This window comes from Microbacterium resistens NBRC 103078 (genome assembly GCF_001552355.1).
In the GTDB taxonomy this organism is placed as follows: domain Bacteria; phylum Actinomycetota; class Actinomycetes; order Actinomycetales; family Microbacteriaceae; genus Microbacterium; species Microbacterium resistens.
Window position 1 is genome coordinate 18,057 of the sequence record NZ_BCRA01000055.1, and the last position, 21,621, is coordinate 39,677.

20 protein-coding genes and 1 pseudogene are annotated in these 21,621 nt (G+C 67.1%); 11 read left to right on the forward strand and 10 right to left on the reverse strand.

Annotation, left to right across the window (positions count from 1 at the left end; translation table 11 throughout):
- Positions 1–58: 58 nt before the first annotated feature.
- Positions 59–739 (forward strand): metal-dependent transcriptional regulator, encoded by a 681-nt coding sequence (locus tag MR1_RS10425; protein ID WP_067246008.1) that lies wholly within the window; start codon positions 59–61, stop codon positions 737–739.
- Here MR1_RS10425 and MR1_RS19380 read toward each other — a convergent pair.
- From MR1_RS19380 to MR1_RS19385, 5 genes are read right to left on the reverse strand one after another with little or no spacing between them, the layout of a single operon-like run.
- Complete coding sequence (locus MR1_RS19380) at positions 715–1,437, reverse strand: metal-dependent transcriptional regulator (protein ID WP_084344529.1); 723 nt, start codon at positions 1,435–1,437, stop codon at positions 715–717. The genes MR1_RS10425 and MR1_RS19380 overlap by 25 nt on opposite strands.
- 11 nt (positions 1,438–1,448) lie before the next feature.
- Positions 1,449–2,324, reverse strand: coding sequence for a metal ABC transporter permease (locus MR1_RS10430; RefSeq protein ID WP_067246011.1), 876 nt, complete (start codon positions 2,322–2,324; stop codon positions 1,449–1,451).
- Entirely contained in the window at positions 2,324–3,061 is a 738-nt protein-coding gene (locus tag MR1_RS10435; RefSeq protein ID WP_067246014.1) for a metal ABC transporter ATP-binding protein, read from the reverse strand. The genes MR1_RS10430 and MR1_RS10435 overlap by 1 nt, the downstream gene beginning before the upstream one ends.
- Positions 3,058–4,002 carry a metal ABC transporter substrate-binding protein gene (locus tag MR1_RS10440; RefSeq protein ID WP_067246017.1) on the reverse strand — a complete coding sequence of 315 codons (945 nt, stop codon included), beginning with the start codon at positions 4,000–4,002 and terminating at the stop codon, positions 3,058–3,060. The genes MR1_RS10435 and MR1_RS10440 overlap by 4 nt, the downstream gene beginning before the upstream one ends.
- A gap of 44 nt (positions 4,003–4,046) precedes the next feature.
- Positions 4,047–4,310, reverse strand: coding sequence for a hypothetical protein (locus MR1_RS19385; protein WP_157518022.1), 264 nt, complete (start codon positions 4,308–4,310; stop codon positions 4,047–4,049).
- A gap of 171 nt (positions 4,311–4,481) precedes the next feature.
- Here MR1_RS19385 and nrdI point away from each other — a divergent pair.
- Positions 4,482–4,858, forward strand: a pseudogene (nrdI, locus tag MR1_RS10445) (class Ib ribonucleoside-diphosphate reductase assembly flavoprotein NrdI); the annotation flags it as partial.
- 436 nt (positions 4,859–5,294) lie between these two features.
- On the opposite strand, the gene MR1_RS20710 reads toward nrdI, so the two are convergent.
- Together MR1_RS20710 and MR1_RS10450 are read right to left on the reverse strand one after the other, a co-directional pair.
- Positions 5,295–5,492 (reverse strand): helix-turn-helix domain-containing protein, encoded by a 198-nt coding sequence (locus tag MR1_RS20710; protein ID WP_255218133.1) that lies wholly within the window; start codon positions 5,490–5,492, stop codon positions 5,295–5,297.
- Between the two features lie 142 nt (positions 5,493–5,634).
- Positions 5,635–6,009: a sulfate permease gene (locus MR1_RS10450; protein WP_067246020.1), complete on the reverse strand. Its 375-nt coding sequence runs from the start codon at positions 6,007–6,009 to the stop codon at positions 5,635–5,637.
- A gap of 148 nt (positions 6,010–6,157) precedes the next feature.
- Between MR1_RS10450 and dprA the strand changes: the two genes are divergently transcribed.
- Together dprA and MR1_RS10460 are read left to right on the forward strand one after the other, a co-directional pair.
- Complete coding sequence (gene dprA, locus MR1_RS10455; RefSeq protein ID WP_255218134.1) at positions 6,158–7,207, forward strand: DNA-processing protein DprA; 1,050 nt, start codon at positions 6,158–6,160, stop codon at positions 7,205–7,207.
- 57 nt (positions 7,208–7,264) lie between these two features.
- A complete protein-coding gene (locus tag MR1_RS10460; protein ID WP_067246059.1) occupies positions 7,265–8,512 on the forward strand; it encodes an AlbA family DNA-binding domain-containing protein in 1,248 nt (415 codons plus the stop codon).
- A gap of 8 nt (positions 8,513–8,520) precedes the next feature.
- On the opposite strand, the gene mobF is transcribed toward MR1_RS10460, so the two are convergent.
- Entirely contained in the window at positions 8,521–12,078 is a 3,558-nt protein-coding gene (gene mobF, locus MR1_RS10465; protein WP_067246022.1) for a MobF family relaxase, read from the reverse strand.
- Between the two features lie 199 nt (positions 12,079–12,277).
- Between mobF and MR1_RS10470 the strand changes: the two genes are divergently transcribed.
- From MR1_RS10470 to MR1_RS10480, 3 genes are all read left to right on the forward strand, one after another.
- Positions 12,278–13,951: an ATP-binding cassette domain-containing protein gene (locus MR1_RS10470; RefSeq protein WP_067246026.1), complete on the forward strand. Its 1,674-nt coding sequence runs from the start codon at positions 12,278–12,280 to the stop codon at positions 13,949–13,951.
- 5 nt (positions 13,952–13,956) lie between these two features.
- Complete coding sequence (locus MR1_RS10475) at positions 13,957–14,562, forward strand: TetR/AcrR family transcriptional regulator (RefSeq protein ID WP_067246030.1); 606 nt, start codon at positions 13,957–13,959, stop codon at positions 14,560–14,562.
- Between the two features lie 151 nt (positions 14,563–14,713).
- Positions 14,714–15,349 carry a nucleotidyltransferase domain-containing protein gene (locus MR1_RS10480; protein WP_157518024.1) on the forward strand — a complete coding sequence of 212 codons (636 nt, stop codon included), beginning with the start codon at positions 14,714–14,716 and terminating at the stop codon, positions 15,347–15,349.
- Between the two features lie 114 nt (positions 15,350–15,463).
- Here the strand turns inward: MR1_RS10480 and MR1_RS10485 are convergent, their stop codons facing one another.
- Positions 15,464–16,102, reverse strand: a complete 639-nt coding sequence (locus MR1_RS10485) for a TetR/AcrR family transcriptional regulator (RefSeq protein ID WP_067246036.1) — start codon at positions 16,100–16,102, stop codon at positions 15,464–15,466.
- A 107-nt stretch (positions 16,103–16,209) separates the two neighbouring features.
- Here MR1_RS10485 and MR1_RS10490 point away from each other — a divergent pair, with 107 nt between their 5' ends.
- Complete coding sequence (locus MR1_RS10490; RefSeq protein WP_169797678.1) at positions 16,210–17,673, forward strand: MFS transporter; 1,464 nt, start codon at positions 16,210–16,212, stop codon at positions 17,671–17,673.
- Positions 17,674–18,135: 462 nt separating this feature from the next.
- Positions 18,136–19,248: a PA2928 family protein gene (locus MR1_RS10495; RefSeq protein ID WP_067246042.1), complete on the forward strand. Its 1,113-nt coding sequence runs from the start codon at positions 18,136–18,138 to the stop codon at positions 19,246–19,248.
- Between the two features lie 162 nt (positions 19,249–19,410).
- On the opposite strand, the gene MR1_RS19735 is transcribed toward MR1_RS10495, so the two are convergent.
- Positions 19,411–19,719 (reverse strand): hypothetical protein, encoded by a 309-nt coding sequence (locus MR1_RS19735; RefSeq protein WP_157518026.1) that lies wholly within the window; start codon positions 19,717–19,719, stop codon positions 19,411–19,413.
- A 114-nt stretch (positions 19,720–19,833) separates the two neighbouring features.
- Here MR1_RS19735 and MR1_RS10500 point away from each other — a divergent pair, with 114 nt between their 5' ends.
- A complete protein-coding gene (locus MR1_RS10500) occupies positions 19,834–21,030 on the forward strand; it encodes an FAD-dependent oxidoreductase (RefSeq protein WP_067246045.1) in 1,197 nt (398 codons plus the stop codon).
- A 292-nt stretch (positions 21,031–21,322) separates the two neighbouring features.
- Positions 21,323–21,621, forward strand: a 299-nt coding sequence (locus MR1_RS19740) for a hypothetical protein (protein ID WP_157518028.1), incomplete at its 3' end; no start/stop codon positions are given.

Genomic DNA, 21,621 nt, shown 5'->3' on the forward strand with positions numbered 1-21,621 from the left:
CATCGTACTCTCGAACGTTGGCGAGCCGTAGTTACAAGTTCGGCGTTATGCTGAGTTCATGTCCGTCTCTGAGTTGTCCGCGAGCACCCAGAACTATTTGAAGGCTGTCTGGGGTCTGACGGAGTGGTCGTCAGTGCCTGTGACACCGACACTCATCGCGGAGCGGACAGGGCTGAAGCTCTCCTCGGTCTCTGACGCCGTCCGTAAGCTCTCTACGCAGGGCCTCGTGGAACACGCGCCTTACGGTTCGGTGGAGTTGACGGAGACGGGACGCTCCTACGCGCTGGCAATGGTGCGTCGGCACCGGCTGATCGAGTCGTTCCTCGTCAGCGTCCTCGGCTACTCCTGGGATCAAGTGCACGAAGAGGCCGAGCACCTCGAACATGCCGTGTCAGATTTCATGATCGACCGGATCGACGAGTTCTTGGAGTTCCCCACCCGCGACCCTCATGGTGACCCGATCCCGTCAGCCGACGGGACGGTGCATATCCCGAATGCGACACAGCTGACCGAAGTCGGGGCGGGGCACCAAGTGGTGATCGAGCGTATTTCGGACGCGGACCCGGCGTTGCTGCAGTTCTTCGAGGAGCATGGCTTCGTGGTCGGAGCGACGCTGGAGATCGGCGAAGGTGCGCCTTTCTCCGATGCGCTGGATGCACGGGTTACGGGAGCGAATGCCTCGGTAGCGCTGGGACGCTCGGCAACCGATGCGCTCTACGTGTCCATCGCAGACAGTTGATGCGATAGCTCCTCAGCTCCGTCGTGGAGTGATCCATAGAGTACGCCTACTCCGGCAGAGAGCAAGGTGCCATGCCATCCGGCCGTGCGGACTTCAACGGTGTCCGGTTCCGTCGCGCGGCCACGGATCTGCATCTGAGCGCCGGGACGAAGGCTCCTCCCGTCGAGGAAGGCAAGGGTTTCGAGCGGTGCGTCGGCGATGCGCGTGATCCTCACGGGAGTCCAGGACGAGCCCACGAGCGCCCGCAGAGGGGTATCGGCGGGAGTTTCGATGCGACCGTCTCGGGCGGGGATCGGTTGCCCGAATGGGTCGAGGCTGGGTTGACCGAGGGAAGCCTCGATCCGTTGGAGGAAGCGGGGCGAGCTGCTCGCTTCCAATGCTTCGGCATTGGTGACAAGTTCGCTCCAGGGCAGCTCGAGGACGTCGTTGAGGAAGCATCGAAGTATCCGGTTCGCCCGCAGTGCCCGCATCGCCTCGAGGCGTCCCGAAGGGGTGAGAGAGATGCACTTGTACCGTTCGTGGTCGATGAGGCCGTCATCGACGAGTCGCTTCACCTGTTCGGACACGCTCCCCGGCACGAACCGCAGCGCACGGGCAAGGCCCGTCACCGTAACCGGAGCGTCACTGTTCTCAGTCAGGGACCAGATCGCACGGAGATAGCGTGCTCTGGTCCCTGACCGGTCGCTCTTGCCGTGCATGCGGGATGCCCCTACTGCGCAGAAGCGAGTGCCCGACGGCGACGTGTGCTCATGACCCGGGTTCCGATGAGCCCGTGCCGGGGGCTGAAGAGGTAAACGAGGGCGAACACGGCTCCCTGGGCGAGGACGACCATGCCGCCGGAGGCGGTGTCGAGGTAGTAGCTCAAGTACAGGCCGATGACGGCACACGCTGCGGAAATCGCGGGGGCGATGACGAGCATACGTCCGAACCGGTCGGTGAGCAGGTAGGCGGTCGCGCCGGGGATGATGAGCATCGCCACGACGAGGATCACACCGACCGCCTGCAGGGCGACGACGGCGGTGAGCGCGAGGAGGCCGAGGAGCGCTGCGCCGAGGATCTTCGGGTTCAGGCCGATCGCGTGGGCGTGGGTGGGGTCGAAGGCGTACAAGGTGAAGTCACGGCGCTTCGTGACGAGGATCGCGAAGGTGATCGCACCCAGGATGATGACCTGGGTCAGGTCGGCCCAGGACACGCCGAGCAGGTTGCCGAAGATGATGTGGTTCAGGTCGGTCTGCGACGGGGTGACGGAGATCAGCACGAGCCCAAGGGCGAACAGGGTGGTGAAGACGATGCCGATCGCAGCGTCTTCTTTGACCCGGCTGGTGTCTCGGACGGCGCCGATGAGGGCGACGGCGAGGAATCCGAAGATCACCGCCCCGAGGGCGAACGGTGCGCCGACGATGTAGGCCAGCACGACCCCGGGGAGGACGGCGTGGGAGACGGCGTCGCCCATGAGTGACCAGCCGATCAGGACGAGCCAGCAGGAGAGCACCGCGCACACGATCGAGGCGATCAGGGTGGTCGCGAGGGCTCGGACCATGAAGTCGTAGCTGAGGGGTTCGAGGAAGAAGTCGATCAGGTTCATCAGTTGTCGCCTCGGTTCAGGACGTCCAGGCCGAAGGCCAGGGCAAGGTTGTCGGGCTGGAGCACCTCGTCCGGGTCACCGTGCATGAGCACGCGCCGCATGAGGAGCACGGCTTCGTCGGCCAGGTCGGGCAAGGCGTGGAGGTCGTGGGTGGAGACGAGGATCGTCGCCCCGTCGTCAGCGAGCTCGCGCAGCAGCCGGGTGATCGTGGCCTCGGAGCGTTTGTCGACCCCGGCGAACGGCTCATCCAACAGCAGAATGGTCGCCCCCTGGGCGATGCCCCGGGCGACGAAGGCGCGTTTCTTCTGGCCGCCGGAGAGCTGCCCGATCTGCCGGTTCGCGTACTCGGTGAGCTCCACTCGTTCCAGCGCGTGATCGACGGCGTCGTGATCGGATCTTTTCGCGTGGCGGGTGAATCCCATGTGCCCGTAGCGGCCGGTCATGACGACATCGCGTACGGTCACCGGGAATGCCCAGTCCACGTCCTCGCTCTGCGGCACATAGCCGACGACCCCGGACTTGCGTGCTTTCGCGGGGTTCTCGCCGCTCACGCGCACCGTGCCGGAGTCGGGACGCAACAGTCCCATGATGGTCTTGAACAGGGTGGACTTCCCGGACCCGTTCATGCCGACGAGTCCGCACACGCGTCCTGCCTGGATGTCGAGGGTGGCGTGGTCGAGGGCGAGGACCTCGCCGTAGTGCACGGTGACGTCGTGCACCGAGATCGCTGTCGTCATGAGTGCTGTCCCGTCAGGGCGTCGATGATGACCGTGGCGTCGTGGCGGATCAGTTCCAGGTAGGTCGGGACCGGGCCGTCGGCTTCGGAGAGCGAATCGACGTAGAGGGTGCCGCCGAAGACCGCGTCGGTGGCTTCGACGACCTGCAGCATCGGGGCTTCTGAGACCGTGGACTCGCAGAACACCGCGGGCACATCGTTCTCGCGCACGAACTCGATCGCGGAGGAGATCTGCCGCGGGGTGGCCTGCTGCTCGGCGTTGACCGCCCAGATGTACTTCTCCGTCAGACCGGCATCCCGTGCGAGGTAGGAGAACGCGCCTTCACAGGTGACCAGTGCCCGCTGGTTCTCGGGCAGGACCGACAGCGCGTCGACCAGTTCGTCCTGCACGGTCTGCAACTCGGCCTTGTATGCCTCGCCGTTGGCCTCGTATTCGCTCGCGTTGCCGGGGTCGAGGTCGCTGAACGCGTCGACCATGTTGTCGACGTAGATCTGCACGTTCAACGGGCTCATCCACGCGTGCGGGTTCGGCATCCCCGCGTAGGCGTCCTCGGTGATGTCGATCGTCTCGACTCCCTCGCTGACGACGACATGGGGCACGTCCATGCCTTCGACGAACTGCCCGAACCACGCCTCGAGATTCATCCCGTTGTCGAGGATGAGCTCCGCCTCCGACGCCCTACGGATATCCCCGGGCGTGGGCTCGTAGCCGTGGATCTCCGCCCCGACCTTCGTGATCGACTCCACCCGCAGATGGTCACCGGCGACGTTCTCGGCGATGTCCGCAAGAACGGTGAACGTCGTCAACACCACCGGACGCTCATCGTCAGCTCCCGCATCGTTCTCGCCGGATGTCGCGCATCCAGCAAGAGAGAGCGCGAGCACAGACGCTGCCAGCAGCGGCACGGCACGGCGGGAGAAGAAGCGGGAGTTTCGTGGCATGGATGGTTCCTTAGCTGAACGGGTGACGGGGTGCGGGTGGAAGTTCACGTGAGTGGTGGAAGCGGAGGACTTGGGGGCGGGCCAGCGCGATGGGATGCGGCGATGAAGTGGTCGAGCTTGTCGGGTGCTTCTCGGCGCAGGTACACGCCGAGCATGCGCAGGAGGTTCAGCATCACCGCTTCGGGGTCGGAAGACGTTCGCAACAGGCGAGCCGCAGCGTCATGGTCGGCGTCTCGCACGGATTGAAACAAGGTGATGGCCTCCAGCCACGCACCCTCACTGCGCTCGTCCACGTGCGTTTGTCCCATACCCCACAGCATAGTGTTCGGCATGCCGTAGTTCCAAACATGGGCGTGGCGTAGACAAACAAACTACATCGATGCTATTACTAGATACGCCACTCCAAACATCGGTGAGGCACAACATGTAGTGGTCGGTGGCGTGTCGCGTCACAGCCAGAGAGAGCGAGGAGGATCGCTATGCCAGCCCCACCCGAGTCCCGGCGCGCAGCGCCCTCTGTGCGCGAGCTCGCCGCCGCCGAGTCGCCTGATCTCGTGTTCTTCTCGAGCGTGTCGGAGAACACCCGCCGCTTCGTCGACCGGCTCGATCGGCCCGCGGTCCGTATCCCGCTGCGACCCCGGGTGGAGGGACTGATCCGGGTTACGCGGCCCTTCGTGCTCGTGGTCCCCACGTACGGCGGCGGGGAACGTGCCGGGGCGGTGCCGAAGCAGGTGATCTCGTTCCTCAACGACCCCGCGAACCGGGCACTGATCCGGGGGGGGTGATCACGGCGGGGAACACGAACTTCGGCGAGCACTACTGCCTCGCCGGTCCCGTCATCTCTGTGAAATGCCAGTCGTCGTGAGGCATCACAAATCGATTGCCCCGCGTTCAACAGCTCCCTTCGATTGAACGGCGGCGTGACCGGGGTCAAGGGGTGTATCCGGAAGGGGCGAGAAGTCATCAGCCACCCCGTCGCCGAACCAGGCACAAAAATCGATCTTGCTGTTCCAACGGTTCCAGACCAAGCATCACCGATGCTCCGTACCCACCACGAATAGCAGACCCCTTCTGCTTCAGCTTTCGCTCCGCGGCTGCCCGTGACGGGCCAGTGGCCTGGACGAGCCGGTTGCTGCCGTCCCAGTCCCGGTACCGGGCGCGGGCCACATGGTTGCCGTTCGGCTGGGCACGGGTGGCGATGACTCCGAAGGTGCCGATCGGTGTGCGTGGCCTACCCACGCGCACCCTCCCCTGCTCCGGGAAAGGTGGCGGCCCCGGTAGTGGCGGCGGGCTCACGCATGGTGTCCATCCAGGCGCGGATGTCGGTGATACCGAACATGATGCGCTTGCCGAAGCGGTAGGCGCGGGGGCCTTTGCCGTTTGGTGCGCCAGTCGTAGATCGTGGAGACGGGTACGCCGAGGTAGTCGGCGAGTTCGTCGATGTTCAGGAGCGGTTCCAGGCCGTGCGGGCTGGACTGGTGTTGATTCATTCCTCCAGTCTCGGAGGACAAACGAGCGGGTCCGTTCCCCCGCCTGGCCCCGGTCGAGTTGCCCGCCGCCCGGTACGCGAATCACCGCGTGCCGATACGGCATCGCTATTCGAACGGAGTGGGCGAGGTGACGGTGCAGTTCCTATGGCATCTGGGCCATTGTCGGTTCAGCAGGATCGATCGACCGAAGTGCACAGCGGTCGCGGCGGCGGGTCACCGACTCCTCCATACGAGCGCGGATGAGGAGGGCGACGCTGACCGGGCCCATGATGAGGAACTTGAGCGCGTTCCAGCAGAACAGGAGCACGAGGAGGTTCAGCCAGCCGGGGCCGCCTTCCTCGATCAGCGTGATGCAGTAGTTCGCGGCGAGGAAGTACGGGATCGCGAGGAGCATCCCGGGGATGCCCCATTTCAAGCCGCGGCGGGTGCGGATCGCGTCGAGCGCAATGTTGGTGGGCATGTAGCGGCGCAGGTAGTAGCGGGCGCGGGCGCTGAGCGCCCAGAGCAGCCGGATCATGGCGTTGTCCTCTCGTGGCACGGTCAGGTGACGAGACAGTGCGTAGAGAGTGACCCGAGGGCCTGTCCGCGAAGGACGCCATGTCAAGGAGGAATCTGCCTCTCCTTCAGAGTACGACGCTCGGCCGACATTCGTAAGAGGTGCGCCCGTGCGTTCGGGCGGCGCTCGCGCACCTGTCTGGCACACACGATCGGAGCTGGGCATGGTCACGATCACTTCTCTTGCCAAGGACGAACGCTCCGCGCGGGTCGCTCTGGCTGCGACGTTGGAGCCCGACGACGCGGTGACCGGCCGACTCATCGCTGCGGTCGGCGCGGTCGAGACTGTGCGTCTGGCGGCCGGTACCGGCGCGTTCCCAAAGAAGGTCGATGCGGTCGAGGCCGGGCTGTGGCGCAACACAGTTGCCCCGCGCATGGATGCCCGCACGGTCACGCGGGCACTCTCGGAGAGCGATCGTCTCGGGCTGCGTATCCTCATCCCCGGCGACCGTGACTGGCCGCCCGCCCTCAACGATCTGGGCGATCGTGCCCCTACCGCTCTATGGCTGCGAGGCGCCGTCTCTTTCCTCACCGGGCCGCTGAACGATCGCGTTACGATCACCGGAGCCCGCGCCGCCACCAGCTACGGTGAGCAGGTCGCCGGCGAGTTCGCCTCCGATTTGACGCATGCCGAACGGATCATCGTGGCCGGCGGCGCCTACGGCATCGATGCCGCCGCACACCGAGCCGCGCTCGCCGCTGGCGGGCAGACCCTCGCTGTCCTGGTGGGCGGCTTGGATCGCCTGTACCCGTCCGGCAATCGTGAGCTGCTGGCACGAGTCGGAGACCTCGGCCTGCTCGCCAGTGAGATGCCGCCCGGCTCCGCGCCGACCAAGTGGCGGTTCCTCGCCCGCAATCGCCTCCTCGGTGCCCTCTCCGGTGCGACCATCGTCGTGGAGGCCGGCTATCGCTCCGGCTCCCTCAACGTCGCCGCCCGCGCTGCGCAGCTCGGCCGCCCGGTCGGCGCCGTGCCCGGCCCGGTCACCAGTGTGTCCAGTGCCGGGACGCACCGGCTGTTGCGCGAAGGCATCGCGTCCCTCGTCACGGACGCTGCAGACGTGACGGCCCTCCTCGACCCGCCTGCAGGCGGCGGCTGGCAGGCATTCGCGCGAGAGTCGGGCATCACCCCGTCCGCTCATCGGGAGGGGCGCGCGCTGTAGGCAGCTTCCGGTCGGCGTCACCGCCAGTTGTCGCAGGTGATCCCTACGCTGGGGGTCATGACTTTCACCGCTCTGCATCGCGCCCTCGGGGTCGCTCCTGGACCTCTGACGGACGAGCTGCTGGACGCAGCGGTGAGCAGCGGAGTCATGGAGACGACCGACCTGGACTGGAAGTCAGAGCTGCCACCGGCGAAGGGCCTACCGCAAACGGACTTCCCCAAGGACGTCGCAGCGATGGCGAACAGCGGCGGCGGCGTCATCGTGTTCGGAGTACGCGAGTCGCAGAAGGCCGCAACAGAGCGAGTCGACGTCGGAGAGTTCGATGAAGCGTACGAGCGATCCCTACGCTCCGCAGCGATCACCGCTATCTCCCCGCCCGTCTTCGGCCTCAACGTGCACCGTCTCGGAACCGAGGGTGCCCGCGCTGTCGTCGTGGAAGTGCCGGCAAGCGTTGACGGGCCACACCTGATCTACCGCAACGACTACTTCGGCGCTCCGGTGCGCAACGACTCCGACACCGTATGGATGAAGGAACGCCAGATCGAGGCGATGTACCGAGCACGCTTCGATGAACGCCGCCACGCCAGCGAAGCACTCGACAACCTGTATGCCGAGACCGCGGGCAGCCGCGCCATGAGCGAACGCGCCTGGCTGATCGCTGTCGCCCACCCGCGCGTCCCACGGCTCCACAACCGCTTGACGCGCGACGGCGCGCGCGACGTGCTGACCAAAGCCGAAGGCCTCGCCCTGTTCTACGCCGGACGTGGCGGTGTGCACCCGCTGGAGAACGTCGACCGGCATAACCCACGACCGGGGTTGCGCCGCTGGGTCGCCGTCAACACCGCAACAGGCGACCGATCACTGTGGAAGGAAGCATGGGCGAGTCTCCACCACGACGGATCGGTCACGCTCGCAGCCGCAATCGGCGGCCACCGCATGAGTAGCGACGGGTACTTCGAGGGATCGCAGGTCCAGTCGGACGCGGTGGAGTGCGGCGTCGCAGACCTGATGGCTCTCATCCGGGTGACCGCCGACGCGACGGGCAACGACGAGTACGACGTGCGCGTCGGGATCGAGTGGTCCGGATCAGAGCCCCTGACGATCCTCACGGTGGATAACTTCGGTCACTCTTACGGTGGTGTCTCCACACCGTTGCACCGCTACATACCTGTCGAGAGCACCGTGAACGCTACGGCTGCCGACCTTGACTTCCACTGGCGTGTTCACGACCTCGCTCAGGACTGCGTGAACCAGGGCGGCGTTTCGAACGTACGGATGATCCAACCACCGGATCGGACCGAGTAGCCGAACCGCTACAGCGACGGCCTGACGCGCTGCGGCCCGGTGCGCCGGGCGTGTTCCTGCTCTGGCTGCTCGGCCCGGGCGAGGTTCTGCGCCCGGTCGAGCGCGGCTCGGGCGCGGGCGGCGTCGAGCTTCTGCGACTCGGCCTCGGCAGGCGCTCCGAGGGGTGCAGGCCCAGTGATGCCGTAGCGGTCGCGGTAGGCGGCGATGGTGCGAGCAGCGTACCGCCATGCCTGGGCCGCTCGCGCCTGCTTCGGCTGGACGCCGAGCTTCGCGATCCACTCGTGCTTCTCCGTGAGCGCGGTGTCGAGGAGGGCATCGGCCCGGGTCTCGATGAGGTCGCGTCGCTCGGTCAGCGCCTGCCGCATCTCGGACGGCACGGTGCCGGCGGCTTCGGGGATGAGGCCGGCGATCAAGCGTGGTCCCTTCCGCGCGCGGCCCGACCCTGATGGCCGCGCGGTCACCTTGGCGACACGGTAGTGCAGGACCGCGGCAATGTCGTCGGCGTCCCCGAACCCGCGCGCTCGCACAAGGCGTGGCAGCAGGGTCTCGACGTCGTGCTGGTTCGCTTCGGCCCGACGGAGCTCGGCGGTCAGCGCTCCGAATGCGGGTGAGGCGATCGCGTCGTCTGCGTCGTCGTCGCTGAGACCCGATGCTCGGATGAGCGCGGCCCAGCGGTCGTGTTGTGCGGCGGCGGCCAGGGTCTCGTACTCGGCGGCGAGCTGCGCGATCGAGGCCCAGGTGTCCTGTTCGGCGGTGATCGTCTCATGCGCGGACAGCTCGGCACCGATGTGCTGCAGCACCCCAAACAGCACCGACCGGGCTGTCACCTCGGTGTTGTCGCCGGGGTGCGGGCCGTCGTGGGCGGGGTCGGGCTTGTCGACGGCGACGTAGGCGATGTTCTCCTCGCGGCCACGGGTCATGGCGACATAGAACGTCTCCCTGGTCATCGACGCATCCGCCAGGACGTACGAGGAGTCCACGGTGATGCCCTGCGCCCGGTATGACGTCACGGCGTAACCGAGGTCGAGATGTTCGGCCGCGTACTCAGCCGGGACCACGACCGAGGCGCCCCACGTGCGCCCTGCGCGGCGGAGGGTGAGAGCGCCGTCGTCACGGACCTCGGTGACCGTCCACCTGTCGCCGTTGCGGACCCAGGACCGTCCCGCGCGGAGGCGGCGGTCGTTGCGGCGAGTGATGACCGTATCCCCGACCGCAGCCCTCATTCCGTCGTGCAGTTCGACCTCACGGCGGGCGTTCACGGTGCCATTGAGGATCAGATCAGCGCGTGCCCGGTTGTTGAGCGCCTGGACGGACTCATTCGAGTCGGTCACGAGCACACTGGCCCGCCCGGCGAGGGTGTCGGTGCGCCAGGCGGTGTAGGCGGCGTCGATCATCTCCTCGGTCTCCCCGCCGATCACGCGGCCGTTCTCGGCGTAGGTGTCGATGACGTCGGTGCGGCCGTGCCGCAGCGCGAGGGATGCCGTCTTCTCCCACGGGTTGACGAACCGGTGCACATCGACCAACTCCGGGGCGTCGTCGCGGTCGTGAACGAGGAGGGAGAACGCGCCACCTGCGGTGACGGACTGGAGCTGGGCGTGATCCCCGACCAGCAGCACCTTCGCCCCGGCCTTCTCCGCCAATGTGGTGATGCGGTCGAGGGAGAGCGTGCCCGCCAGCGACGCCTCGTCAACGATCACGAGCTGACCCTTGCGGAACGTCTCGTCGGTGCGGTCGTGGGTGTCGAGCCACTTCGCCGTGTTCTCGGTGGGGATGCCGAGGTCATCGGCCAGGACCTGCGCCGCGACCGCGGACGGCGCGAGCCCAACCACGCTGCCGCGCCCGTGCTCGTACTCCCACGCCCGCCGCAAAACCGACATCGCCGTCGTCTTCCCAGCCCCCGCCGGGCCGACCAGCACATCGACCACCCGCCCTGAGAGCGCGATCTTCGTCAATGCGGCCGCCTGGTCGTCACCCAGCATCCGCCCCTTGCTGTCGGGCCGCTTCGTAACCCGTTCGACGGTGGTCAGTGGCACGGTCGGTGCCGTGGTGGTGCGGGCGCGCTCGAGGAGGCGGTCTTCGGCGGCCAGCAGCACCTCGGAGGAGAACAGCGCGGAGTGCTTCGGCCGGAACACACTCGTGCCATCCGGCCGGCGGAACGCGGCAGGACTGGAGGCGAGCTCCGGCGGAGTCAGGCACAGCGACGCGGCTTCCGCGGCATCCACAATCAGTCCGACGATGGCTTCTCGATCCTCGGTCGACGCGAACCGGTAGCCCATCGTCTGCCGCGCGGCCTCGGCCGTGAGGTTCCAGCGATGCCAGGTGGAGCGCTTCTCACCGACCGCGGCCACCACGTGCTGCCCGAGCGACGCGATCGCATCCAGCGGTACGTCGTCCGCGCGCAGCAGCAGAGGCTCCTCGTTCACCGTCACACTGCGCGCCCACGAGGTCGCATCCGACCCGAGCACCCTCCCGGCCCGCTCCCGCCACGAGACCGTGAGATCGGCCAGCGACCGCACCTCCTTCTCCGGCCGGGTCGAGAGGGTGGCCTGGGCGCGGAGCTTCATGATCGTCGCCGGCGACGGCCGCCGCCCATGCGCCTCGACGTACTGGCCGATGAGGCGATCCGTCTCGGCGTCGATGTGCCGGGCGCGAGTGGAGAACTCCTTCACCAGCGCCTCCGGCACCGCAGTGATCGCCCACGCAGGGTTGCGGTCGCGGCCCATGTCGCGCGTCTCCCACGAGACGCCGAGCATCCGGGTGAGGTGGTCAGCGAAGACGGCCTCGTGCAGTTCGGAGAGGGCGACGACGGCGGCGTGCATCGGTCGCCCGTCCAGCGACCGCCATTTGCCGTCGAGGACGGTCTGCACCTTGTTGCTGATGACGACATGCGTGTGCAGGTGCGGGTCGCCCGCCCGGCTGTCGTAGTGATCGAACGCCGTGACGATCAGGCCGCGGACGTCGACCTGTGCAACCGCGCCGTCGCCGCCGGTTGCACCCGTGCGGGTGGCTGCAACCTCCCGCTCCATGAACGCAACCACCTCCGCAACCGCCGCATGATGTGCATCCGCGATCAACGCCTGCGTCCCGGCATCCGCAACCGCCCAGAGTGAGCTTGCGGACTTCGGGATGCTGAACGTGAAGTCGAACCCCGCAACCGCCCGTCGCGTACCGCGCTCGGCCTCCTCCGTTTCCATGGCCGCGACCGCCTCCGCGCGTGACGCTGGCCCGAGCGATGGATCGAGTGCCCCGGCCCGCGCCTCAACCCGCTCGGCCACGGTTCGGTACTCGGGGTACGCGCGGCCAAGCGGTTCCCCGGTGATGGGGTCGCGGCCCATGCCGACGAGGAGCTGGAGCTGTGCTTCGGAGACCTGATCGCCCACGTTGATCCGTCCGCCGCCGAGCGTGGCGACTCCGGCGCCGAGCCAACGACCCGGCGGTGTGCCCTCGGCGTTGTAGTAGCGCGTCAACGGAGTCGAGAGCGAGCGGTCACCATCGCCGGCCGCGACAGTGCGCAACAGGTACTTATACCCATCGCCAGCGCTCATCACACGCATCGAAACCGTCATCCACGCCGCCCTATCTGCTTGCTCACGAGGTGAGCAGCGGCCCGCCGACAGGCGGGCTCAACCTCGATCTGCAAGAGGCGTGAAGGGCCGAAGCAGGCCGCTACTGGCACCGCGCATCACGCACCGACGAGCGAACGAGCACGCATCTGGTTTGCGGGGCATGACGACCTATTTATCACGGGTGTGATAGATTTGAGTCATGGCTCATCTCGATGTCGCCTCGGTGGCGTACACGCTGGCGGATGGGCGGTCGCTGCTGCGTGACGTCTCGCTCAGCCTGGGGGCGGGTGAGCGGGTCGCCGTGATCGGCGCGAACGGCGCGGGGAAGAGCACCCTGCTTCGGATCGTCACGGGCGAACTCTCACCGGACTCCGGCGCGGTGACTCGTGACGGCAGCTTGGGTGTGATGCGTCAGTTCGTCACGGGCGCGACGGTCAGCGAACTGTTGCTGTCGGTCGCGCAGCCGGTGATCCGCGATGCCGCCGCGCGGCTTGCGCGCTCTGAGGCCATGATGAACGAGCGGGGCACAACCGAGTCGCAGATGGCGTACGCGTCGGCCGTTGCTGCATGGGGCGAGGTGGGCGGCTATGACGCCGAGGTGTTGTGGGATGTCTGCACGGTCGCCGCTCTCGGAATGCCGTTCGATCGGTGTCGCCACCGGTCGTTGTCCACGCTGTCAGGTGGGGAGCAGAAGCGGCTGGCGCTAGAGGCGCTGTTGCGCGGCTCGGATGATCTGCTGCTGCTGGATGAGCCGGACAACTCCCTGGACGTGCCGGGCAAACGCTGGCTGGAAGAGCAGTTGCGCGCGACGGGCAAGGGCGTGCTCTACGTGAGCCACGACCGTGAGCTGCTGGCCCGGACCGCGACCTCGATCGTGACGCTGGAACTCGGCGCGGCGGGCAACACCGCGTGGACGCATCCGGGCGGATTCGACACCTACCACCGCGCGCGGGGACAGCGGTTCGAGCGGTTGGACGAGCTTCGCCGCCGCTGGGACGAAGAGCATGCGAAGCTGCGCTCGCTCATGCTCATGTACAAGCAGAAGGCTGCGTACAACTCCGATATGGCTTCCCGGCATCGGGCAGCGCAGACCCGGCTGACACGCTTCGAGGAGGCCGGGCCTCCGCAGGAACAGCCTCGCGAGCAGCGTCTTCAGATGCGGCTGCGCGGTGGTCGGACCGGCAAGCGGGTGTTGACCTGCGAGGCGCTGGAGCTGACGGGTCTGATGCGTGCGTTTGACTTCGAGGCGCACTTCGGTGATCGGGTCGCGGTGCTCGGCTCGAATGGGTCGGGCAAGTCGCACTTCCTGCGCCTGCTCGCGGCCGGGGGCACCGACCCCGCACCGGGCCAGGAGCCCGTGACCGATACGAGGATCGAACCCGTGCCGCACGGCGGCACAGCGCGGCTCGGTGCGCGGGTACGGCCGGGATGGTTTGCTCAGAATCGCAGTCGTCCAGACCTCGCTGGCCGCACGCTGCTGGACATCCTGCACCGCGGCGACGAGCACCGCACTGGCCTTCCGCGAGAGGACGCCTCGCGGGTACTCGCGCGCTACGAACTGGCGAAGTCCGCAGAGCAACTCTTCGACTCGCTCTCGGGCGGGCAACAGGCACGGTTCCAGGTGCTGCTGCTGGAACTCGGCGGAGCGACGATGCTGCTGCTGGACGAGCCGACCGACAACCTCGACCTCGTCTCCGCCGAAGCCCTCCAGCACGCGCTCAGGGCATTTGAGGGCACGGTGCTCGCCGTAACTCATGATCGTTGGTTCGCCCGCGACTTCGATCGTTTCCTCATCTTCGGAGCCGACGGAGACGTCTACGAGAGCAGCGAGCCCGTGTGGGACGAGGCCCGCGCCACCAGGGAAAGAAAGTAGGAGTCATGCCCGCACGGATCGATCCGCAGGAGCGTCGTCAGCAGGTGATCGAGGCGACATTCCGCCTCGTGGTGGCCGAGGGCATCGAGGGTGTGTCGCTGCGGAAGGTGGCCGATGAGTCCGGTCTGAACATCGGCTCGGTGCGGCACTACTTCGATGGACATCACGATCTGCTCACCGCAGCGGCGGAGGAGGCGGGCGCCCGGATGGGTCACCGGCTCACCGCCCATCGCGCCGAAGGACTGCGCGGGCTCACCGGTGAGGCGGCGCTTGACGCCCTGCAAGCCCTGGTCGAGGCCGTCATGCCGGTCGATGCGCGGCGTCGTGACGAGGCAATCGTGGTCGTCGAACTGATCATGGCCTCCCGGACGATGCCGGTGTTCCGCGCGATGTCCGAACGCATGGCCGCTGACCTTGCTGCTGTCTTACGCGAGGCGCTCGACTCCCTCGACGTGCCAGACGTCGACCTCGCCGCTGCGCAGCTCGCCGCCGTCATCGGCGGGCTGACCCTGGACACCGTGACACCGCACGGCGCCCTGAGCGTCGAACGCATGCGAGCCGTCCTGCGGGCGCATCTGCAGATGCTGCTCGCGAACGCGCGTCACGGGTAATGCGTATGCCGGCGTGGCTGTTCACGCTGCTGGCCGCTGCGTTCGTGCTCTACACCGACGACCGCCGGACACGTTCACGGCACGATCCTAATCACCTTCCCCTAGACACTTGAGAAACAGACCAGGACTGCCATAAGGCTAGGCTGTGAGGATGCGACGTCCCTACGATCCGTCGATTGACGCGTGGGTCCCATGGTCGGCTGAACGAGTGGCGGCCGCCATCGACGGCACCGGGGCCTGGCTTTCAGGTGGCTGGGGGTTGGACATGTGGCTGGGACGCGTCACGCGAGCACATCGCGACATCGATGTGAGCGTCACGCGCGACGACTGGTACGCCCTCGCAGCGGCGCTTCGAACGGAGTTGAGGTTCTTCCGGGCGGAATCTGGATGGCTCACTGAGCTGCGTGACGACGTCCAGGTTCCACCCGTCAACACGTGGTGCGCAGATTCCGCTGGCCGTTGGTGCCTGCAGATCAACCTTGAGGCCGGCGACGCAGCGGGATGGCGCTACCGCCGAGACGAGCGCGTCACTCGCGCATGGGAGGCGACGGTCGTCGCGATCGAAGGTGTGCCCGTCATGGCGCCCGAGGTTCAGCTGCTGTGGAAGAGTTGCCGCCCGTCACCGAAGGACGAGGCGGACTGGTCCGCGGTGCTTCCCGCACTTGATGACGATTCCCGTGAGTGGTTGCGTGCCGCCGTGCGCCTCGCCCATCCAGAGTCGCCGATGAACAGGGAGTACCAAGGGGGCAGGAAGGCGTCGCCACGGAACCGCGCATCAGTGCCCTGACTTTGTCCGATATAACGTTCTCTGACGCGGGAGCGAGGGACGAGCCCCGCACTCCCCCGGCCAGGAACAGCCCCCGCGCCCCACGGCCGCCAGTGACTTCCGAGGCTCGGATCATCACCGCCGGTCGGAGTCGCGGAGAATGATCTCGGCGAGGCGTTCGATCTGGCCGGCGTATGCGCGTAGGAACTCCTCAGAGGTTGGATCGGCCCCAGTGAGTCCCTGGATGACATGGGGCAGGAAGGTGGGGGCCATCGCCGCACCCATGAGCATGACCATGAGGACCGTAGGGTCGATGCCGTCGTCGAGCTGCCCGTCGACCTGAAGTTGGCGGATCTGTTCGGCATTGCGGCTGAGGCGTTCGGAGCGCGAGGCGTAGTCGGGGTCGCCCTGTGGCCCATCGTATTCAAGCCCACTCCAGGCAAGCAGGCGGACGCTCTCGGGATTGTGGAGCGCCTCGAGAGCATAGTGGCGGATCTTCTCAGGCAGCGGCATGTCCGAGGAGACAAGCTCGTCCTCACGCTCCCGCCAGCGTTCGGAGATGGCCTTCGCGAGGCCCTCCTTGCCGTCGAAGTAGTACGAGATCAGCTGCTGGTTCACCCCCGCACGCGCCGCGATGGAGCCGACTCGCGCGCCAGCGTAACCGTGTGCGGCGAACTCGCTGGTCGCCGCGTCGAGGATTCGCGCCCGAGTCCGCTCGGGATCACGCCGCCGCTCCCCTGGCTTCGGTGATCGACGCGGACCTGCGGAACTCATGCCTCAACCATAACCGCAGGCGACTCATTCATCACGGACGATGCCTCTATCATGTGTATGGTTGATACAGTCATTGCGCTGCTTGATACTGACCAGAAGGAGGAATGGTGGCCGTCCAAGCTTCGCCGCGTACCCAGGGGACGACCATGCGCTGGTGGGCGCTCATGGTCGCGATCGCCGCCGTGCTGGTGGACATGATCGACAACCAGATCGTCACGGTCGCACTGCCCACCATCCAGCGCGAGCTCGGCGCTCTGGATGCCGGCCTGCAGTGGATCTCGGCGGGCTACGCGCTGGGGTTCGCACTGACCTTGATCACGGGCGCACGCCTCGGAGATCGGTTCGGATACACTCGCCTGTTCGTCGCTGGCATGAGCGTCTTCGCTGTCGCCTCGCTGGCCGCCGGGGTTGCGCCAACTTCTGAGATCCTGATTGCCGCGCGCGTGGTGCAGGGCGTCGGCTCTGGGTTGATGGTTCCGCAGGTGCTGTCGTTCATCCACACCGGCTTCCAGGGCGCGGAGCAGGCGAAGGCGATGAGCTTCTACGCCGCCGCGTTCCCGCTCGGCGGCCTCGCTGGTCCCATGCTCGGCGGTATCCTTACCCAGGCCGACTTGTTCGGGACGGGATGGCGCGCCGTGTTCCTCGTCAATGTGCCCATCGGCGTCATCGCGGTGATCGGCGCCCTGATCACCATGCCCCGGCACGCGGTGACGCGGCGCCGCGGGTTGGACCTCAGTGGTCTCCTGCTGCTCACGCTCGCCCTGCTCGCTGCGCTGTTTCCGATCGTGCAGGGCAGGGAGCTCGGCTGGCCGTGGTGGGCCATCGCTCTGATGCTCGCGAGCATCCCCCTGTTCGCGCTCTTCCTCACCGCCCAGCGCTCATCCGCAAGACGCGGAGCAGAGCCTCTGATCGACCCCACTCTGCTCCGTTCGACCAGCCTGCTCGCCGTCCAGGCGGTGTTGTTCGTCGTCAACGCGTCGGTCGCGGTGTTCTTCGTCCTCACGCTCCACCTCCAGGAGACCCTTGGATACACCCCCCTGCAGGCAGCCCTCACGTTCGTGCCGGCAACCGTCGGCATCGTCGCCGGGAACGTCCTCGCATTCCGGCTCACTGCCCGGCTCGGGAGAGTCCTCCCCGCGGCCGGCGTCACGTGCACCCTTGCCAGCCTCACCGTGATCGCCGTTCTCGCGCTCCTGCTCGGACGGGACCTGAGCGGATGGACCATACTCGTCCCCGCGCTCGTGTTCGGGGCAGGCATGGGCGCAGCCCTGAACTCCCTGTTCGCCTCGTACATGGCCCACACCAGCCCCGAACAAGCAGGATCGGCCTCCGGCATCCTGAACACGACCATCCAGCTCGGCACCGCTACCGGCATCGCCCTCTTCGGCACCCTCTACTTCACCGCCGTCGGCCAGGGCTCCGAGACCGCCACCGCATACAGCCTCCTCGCAGCAGCCGCGCTCCTCGCGGTCGGACTCGCCCTCACCCCGGCAATGCCGAAGGCGACCACAGCCACCCCGGCCACCGCCACGCCGGACACCACCGTTCAAGCTCACGAAGGAGTCCGATAGAGCTGAAGGCCGAGAATACCAACAGCCGATGTGGCGTTCCCGAAGCGGATTACGGACAAACGCGACCCCAGCATCGATACGCAAACGGGGGCCTCGCGGCGCATCCAAAAGCCGGAGAAGCGCCTGGAGGAGCGTAGGGGGCTGCGACATGTCCACGCGGCGTTTGTTCAAGCCCGAGTAGCACAGCCTTCCTTGCTTCCACGAGAACAGCTCGTCGCAAGAACATGGGGGCGTCGCCACGGCAGAGGACAGGCGACAGGAACGGGCCGGCACCGTGCTCACGGGACTGCGCCAACCGATATTGCGGTCCTCGGGCGCGGCTAGGCTCCTTCGTGGGGCTTATAGCGTGAGGTCGAGGATCGCTTGCCGCGCCCCCTGCACGGCAAGGGAACCCATCCGGACGTCTGGGCGGCGGGGCTTCCCGCGCCAATGGGAGAATCCCAGTCACAGGGAAGGAGGGGGATGGATCGGACGAAGCAGACCCGCTCGCCTGCCGACGGCGAGCATCCGCACGGCGACAGGAAGCGCCGTCGGTGGCTGATGCCCGCCGTCTGGGTGATGGTGCCACTGCTCGCGATCGCCGGCGTCGTCACCCTCGTCGAGACGACGACCAGCCCGGCCGAGACGCGGCCGTCGAACGCGATCGCCACCGGAGAGATCGTCGGAGGCAGGCATGTCGCGGTTCTCGCGTACGAGACCGACACCTTCCCGCACGTCGACCTTTTCCGCATCGGCTCGATCGGCTACAGCGTGCAGGCCATCGCGTTCGACCTCGACACCGGGGAGCGCCTGTGGGACACGATGCTCTCCAACGACTTCCCGTCGATCGGGGCCGAGGCCCTCGCCGTGGGCGGCGGCTACGCCTACGTCCGCACCGACGACGGGCTGGTGATCCTCGACGCCGCGACCGGCGGCATCGAGGCCCGCGACGAGCAGGTACCGGGGCTGGAGGACGACTACGTCGCCTCACTCACCTCGTACGCCTATGACGAGCCATCCCGGCAGATCGTGCTGCGCGACCGGGACGACGCCGTCCTCGCCATCCCCGTCGGCTCCGTCACCGCGAAGCCTGCACCGCCGGACGTCTCGCTCCGCTGGGAGGGCGAGCTCACCGCCACCGAGCCCGATCCGTTCCTGTACTCGCAGACGATGGAAGACGCCACGAACCACAAGGCTCAGCTACCGGGACCGGAGCCGGAGCCGGACCCGCTGACCGGCATCGTGCCCGACACCAACATGCTGCGCGCCTCCTGGGCGCCGGACGACGCCTGGACCGCGAACATCGTGCTCGACCCGAACACCGGATACGCAGCCGGCTCCGACCAAGGGTTCGCGGTGTCCGAGGCGCACGAGGGCGGCAGGTACACCTACCAGGTCGCCGACCTCGAGACCCGAACGTCGCAGGCGCGGCTCGATGTCCCTTCCGGGGCGGGGATCGACACCGTCACGGTCGACGCGGCCGGATACGTCGTAATGACGGTCCCCAATGCGGATCAGCAAGGCCTCCTCGTCGTCGCCACCGCCGACTCCATCCGCGCGTCGGTGATCGGCGAACGGGGATGGCTCGGGTGGTGACCCGAGCTGCTTCAGCTCGGGAATGAGTGGCGAGATCTCGATCGCCCGTCGAATGGCCTGGCCCAGCGCGGACCTAGCCCGAGACTGCGGCGAAGAGGGCGTCGAGGGACGACAACGCCTCTCGTGCGCACCCCGTTAAGGCGACGGAGAGGTACCGGGCCATCAGCCGCGCGACCGCCCCGTTCCCCAACCGGTCTCGGAGCCGACCTCGCGGTCGCCGCATTGGACGCAATCCAACAGCGAGGGGAAGACCGCCCGCGGGCTCGGACAGACGTCGGCGATCAGCATGCCATCACGAACCTCTTGGGAGTCGGCTGAGATCATCGCGCTTTTCACGACGAAGGACGTCAGCGCCAGGTCCGGTCGCGCTGCCCGGATGACTGCGTGCTCATCGTCGGCTGCATGCCGCGGAGTCCGGCGATCATCTGATACGCCACGGCGCGCGCCAGCGGTATGGGCGAGCGTGGTCATCAGTCATCGGACGAGGGCGATGTCCGGCCCCCGGTGCGGGTTGACTCAGAGGTGAACCTCGTGGAATCCTTTCGATTGTCGAATTATCTATTGATCGAATAAGTGAGGTGTGGGATGCGTGCGGTGGTCGTGGGCGGAGGTATCGCGGGGCCGGCGACGGCGATGGCGTTGCAGGCTGTGGGGATCGAACCCCTTCTGCTGGATGCGAACCCGGCCGACAGGGGCGAGGTCGGGTCGTGGTTCACCATCGCGGCCAACGGTGTCGCCGCACTCGACGCGATCGGGGCGCTGGAGCAGGTTCGCGGGCTCGGGGTCCCCACCGATCGGAACGTCATGGTGAGCGCATCGGGACGCACCCTCGGTGTCATCCCCCTCGGAGCCGCACGCGAGGACGGCACAGTGGCGCTGTCGTTCAAGCGAACCCGACTGGCCTCAGCTTTGACGGATCTGGCACGGCAACGGGGCATTGAGGTGCGCTCGCAGTCCCGCGTGACTAGCGCATCCACGGACGATCGCGGAGCCAGCGTGACATTGGAATCAGGTGAGACGATCGCCGGGGACCTCGTGATCGGGGCCGATGGGATCAACTCGGTGGTACGTTCCGCGATCGACCCACAAGCGCCGACGAGGCGTTACATGGGGCTGGCCAACTTTGGCGGGATCACGGAGAGCACCGCGCTCGCGGCAAGCCTGGAACCAGGCGCGTGGCGACTGGTCTTCGGCAGGCGCGCGTTCTTCGGCGCACTGCCGACCCCGGCCGGTGATGTCGTGTGGTTCGTCAACGTCCCACGACAGCCCGTCTCACGGCAGGAGCGGGCCACCACTCCCCCCGCCACATGGCGGGCGTTGCTCGCCGACCTCGCCGCCGCGGATCCCGGCCCGTTCCACGACCTCATCACCACCGGCCGACTCGAACTCGCCGGCGACAATACCTACGACCTGCCCCACGTCCCCACCTGGCACCGAGGACGCCTCGGACTCGTCGGTGACGCGATCCACGCGCCCGCCCCGAGCTCAGGCCAAGGCGCCTCGATGGCACTGGAAGATGCCGTCGTCCTCGCCTCCTGTCTCCACACGGAGACCACGCCCGAGCGTGCATTCACCACCTTCGAAGAGCAGCGGCGCCGCCGGGTCGAACGCATCGTCGCCGAAGGAGCACGCTCAAGCAGCTCCAAGACAGCCGGCTCCATGCAACGCATCGTCCAAGACGCCATCCTGCGCATCGTCTTCCAGCGCATCGCCACACGAGACACGCAGGCCTGGATAACCGACCACCGCGTCACCCTCCCCGCTGGCGTCACACCACCCTGACGTCGCTACAGTCGCCCCGGACTGGATCGCGATAGCCGACGCCGTCGCATTTCACGAAACCTGGCTCCGTTCGACGCACCCACTCCTAGGCAGGGTATGCGGAGGACGCGACCTGAAACCTGTCAGGCCTTAGCGCGCTCTTATTGGTCGCATTGCTGATCGGAGGAACATATTGCCTCACGCCCCCATCGGATACCTGATAGGCAGCGTAGTCACCGCCGCAATCACGTATCTATCGTTGTGGCCCCGACCGACCAACGGACCGCGAGCTACACCGACGTCAGTACTCGCCATGGCGGGCAGTGAACTGCCGCACATCTTCCTCCTCCTGAATGCCACGTCAACAACGTTGGCAATTGCGGAGGGCGCGCCCTTCTCGATCGTCGGGGGCGTGGCGCTGGCGCTTTCGTCGCTGGCCGCGATCGGGCAGGTCGCCGTGATCGTCTTGGCGAGCCGTGGACGATCCGCCATCTCTGACTCATTGGCTGCCGCTTATGGCGACGTCGGTCTGTCACGATCACCGGGTTGGCGGCATTGGCTGCGCGCCGCGCTGGCCCCGGCACGCCTCCGTCGGCGCAGCGTGGAACGGAC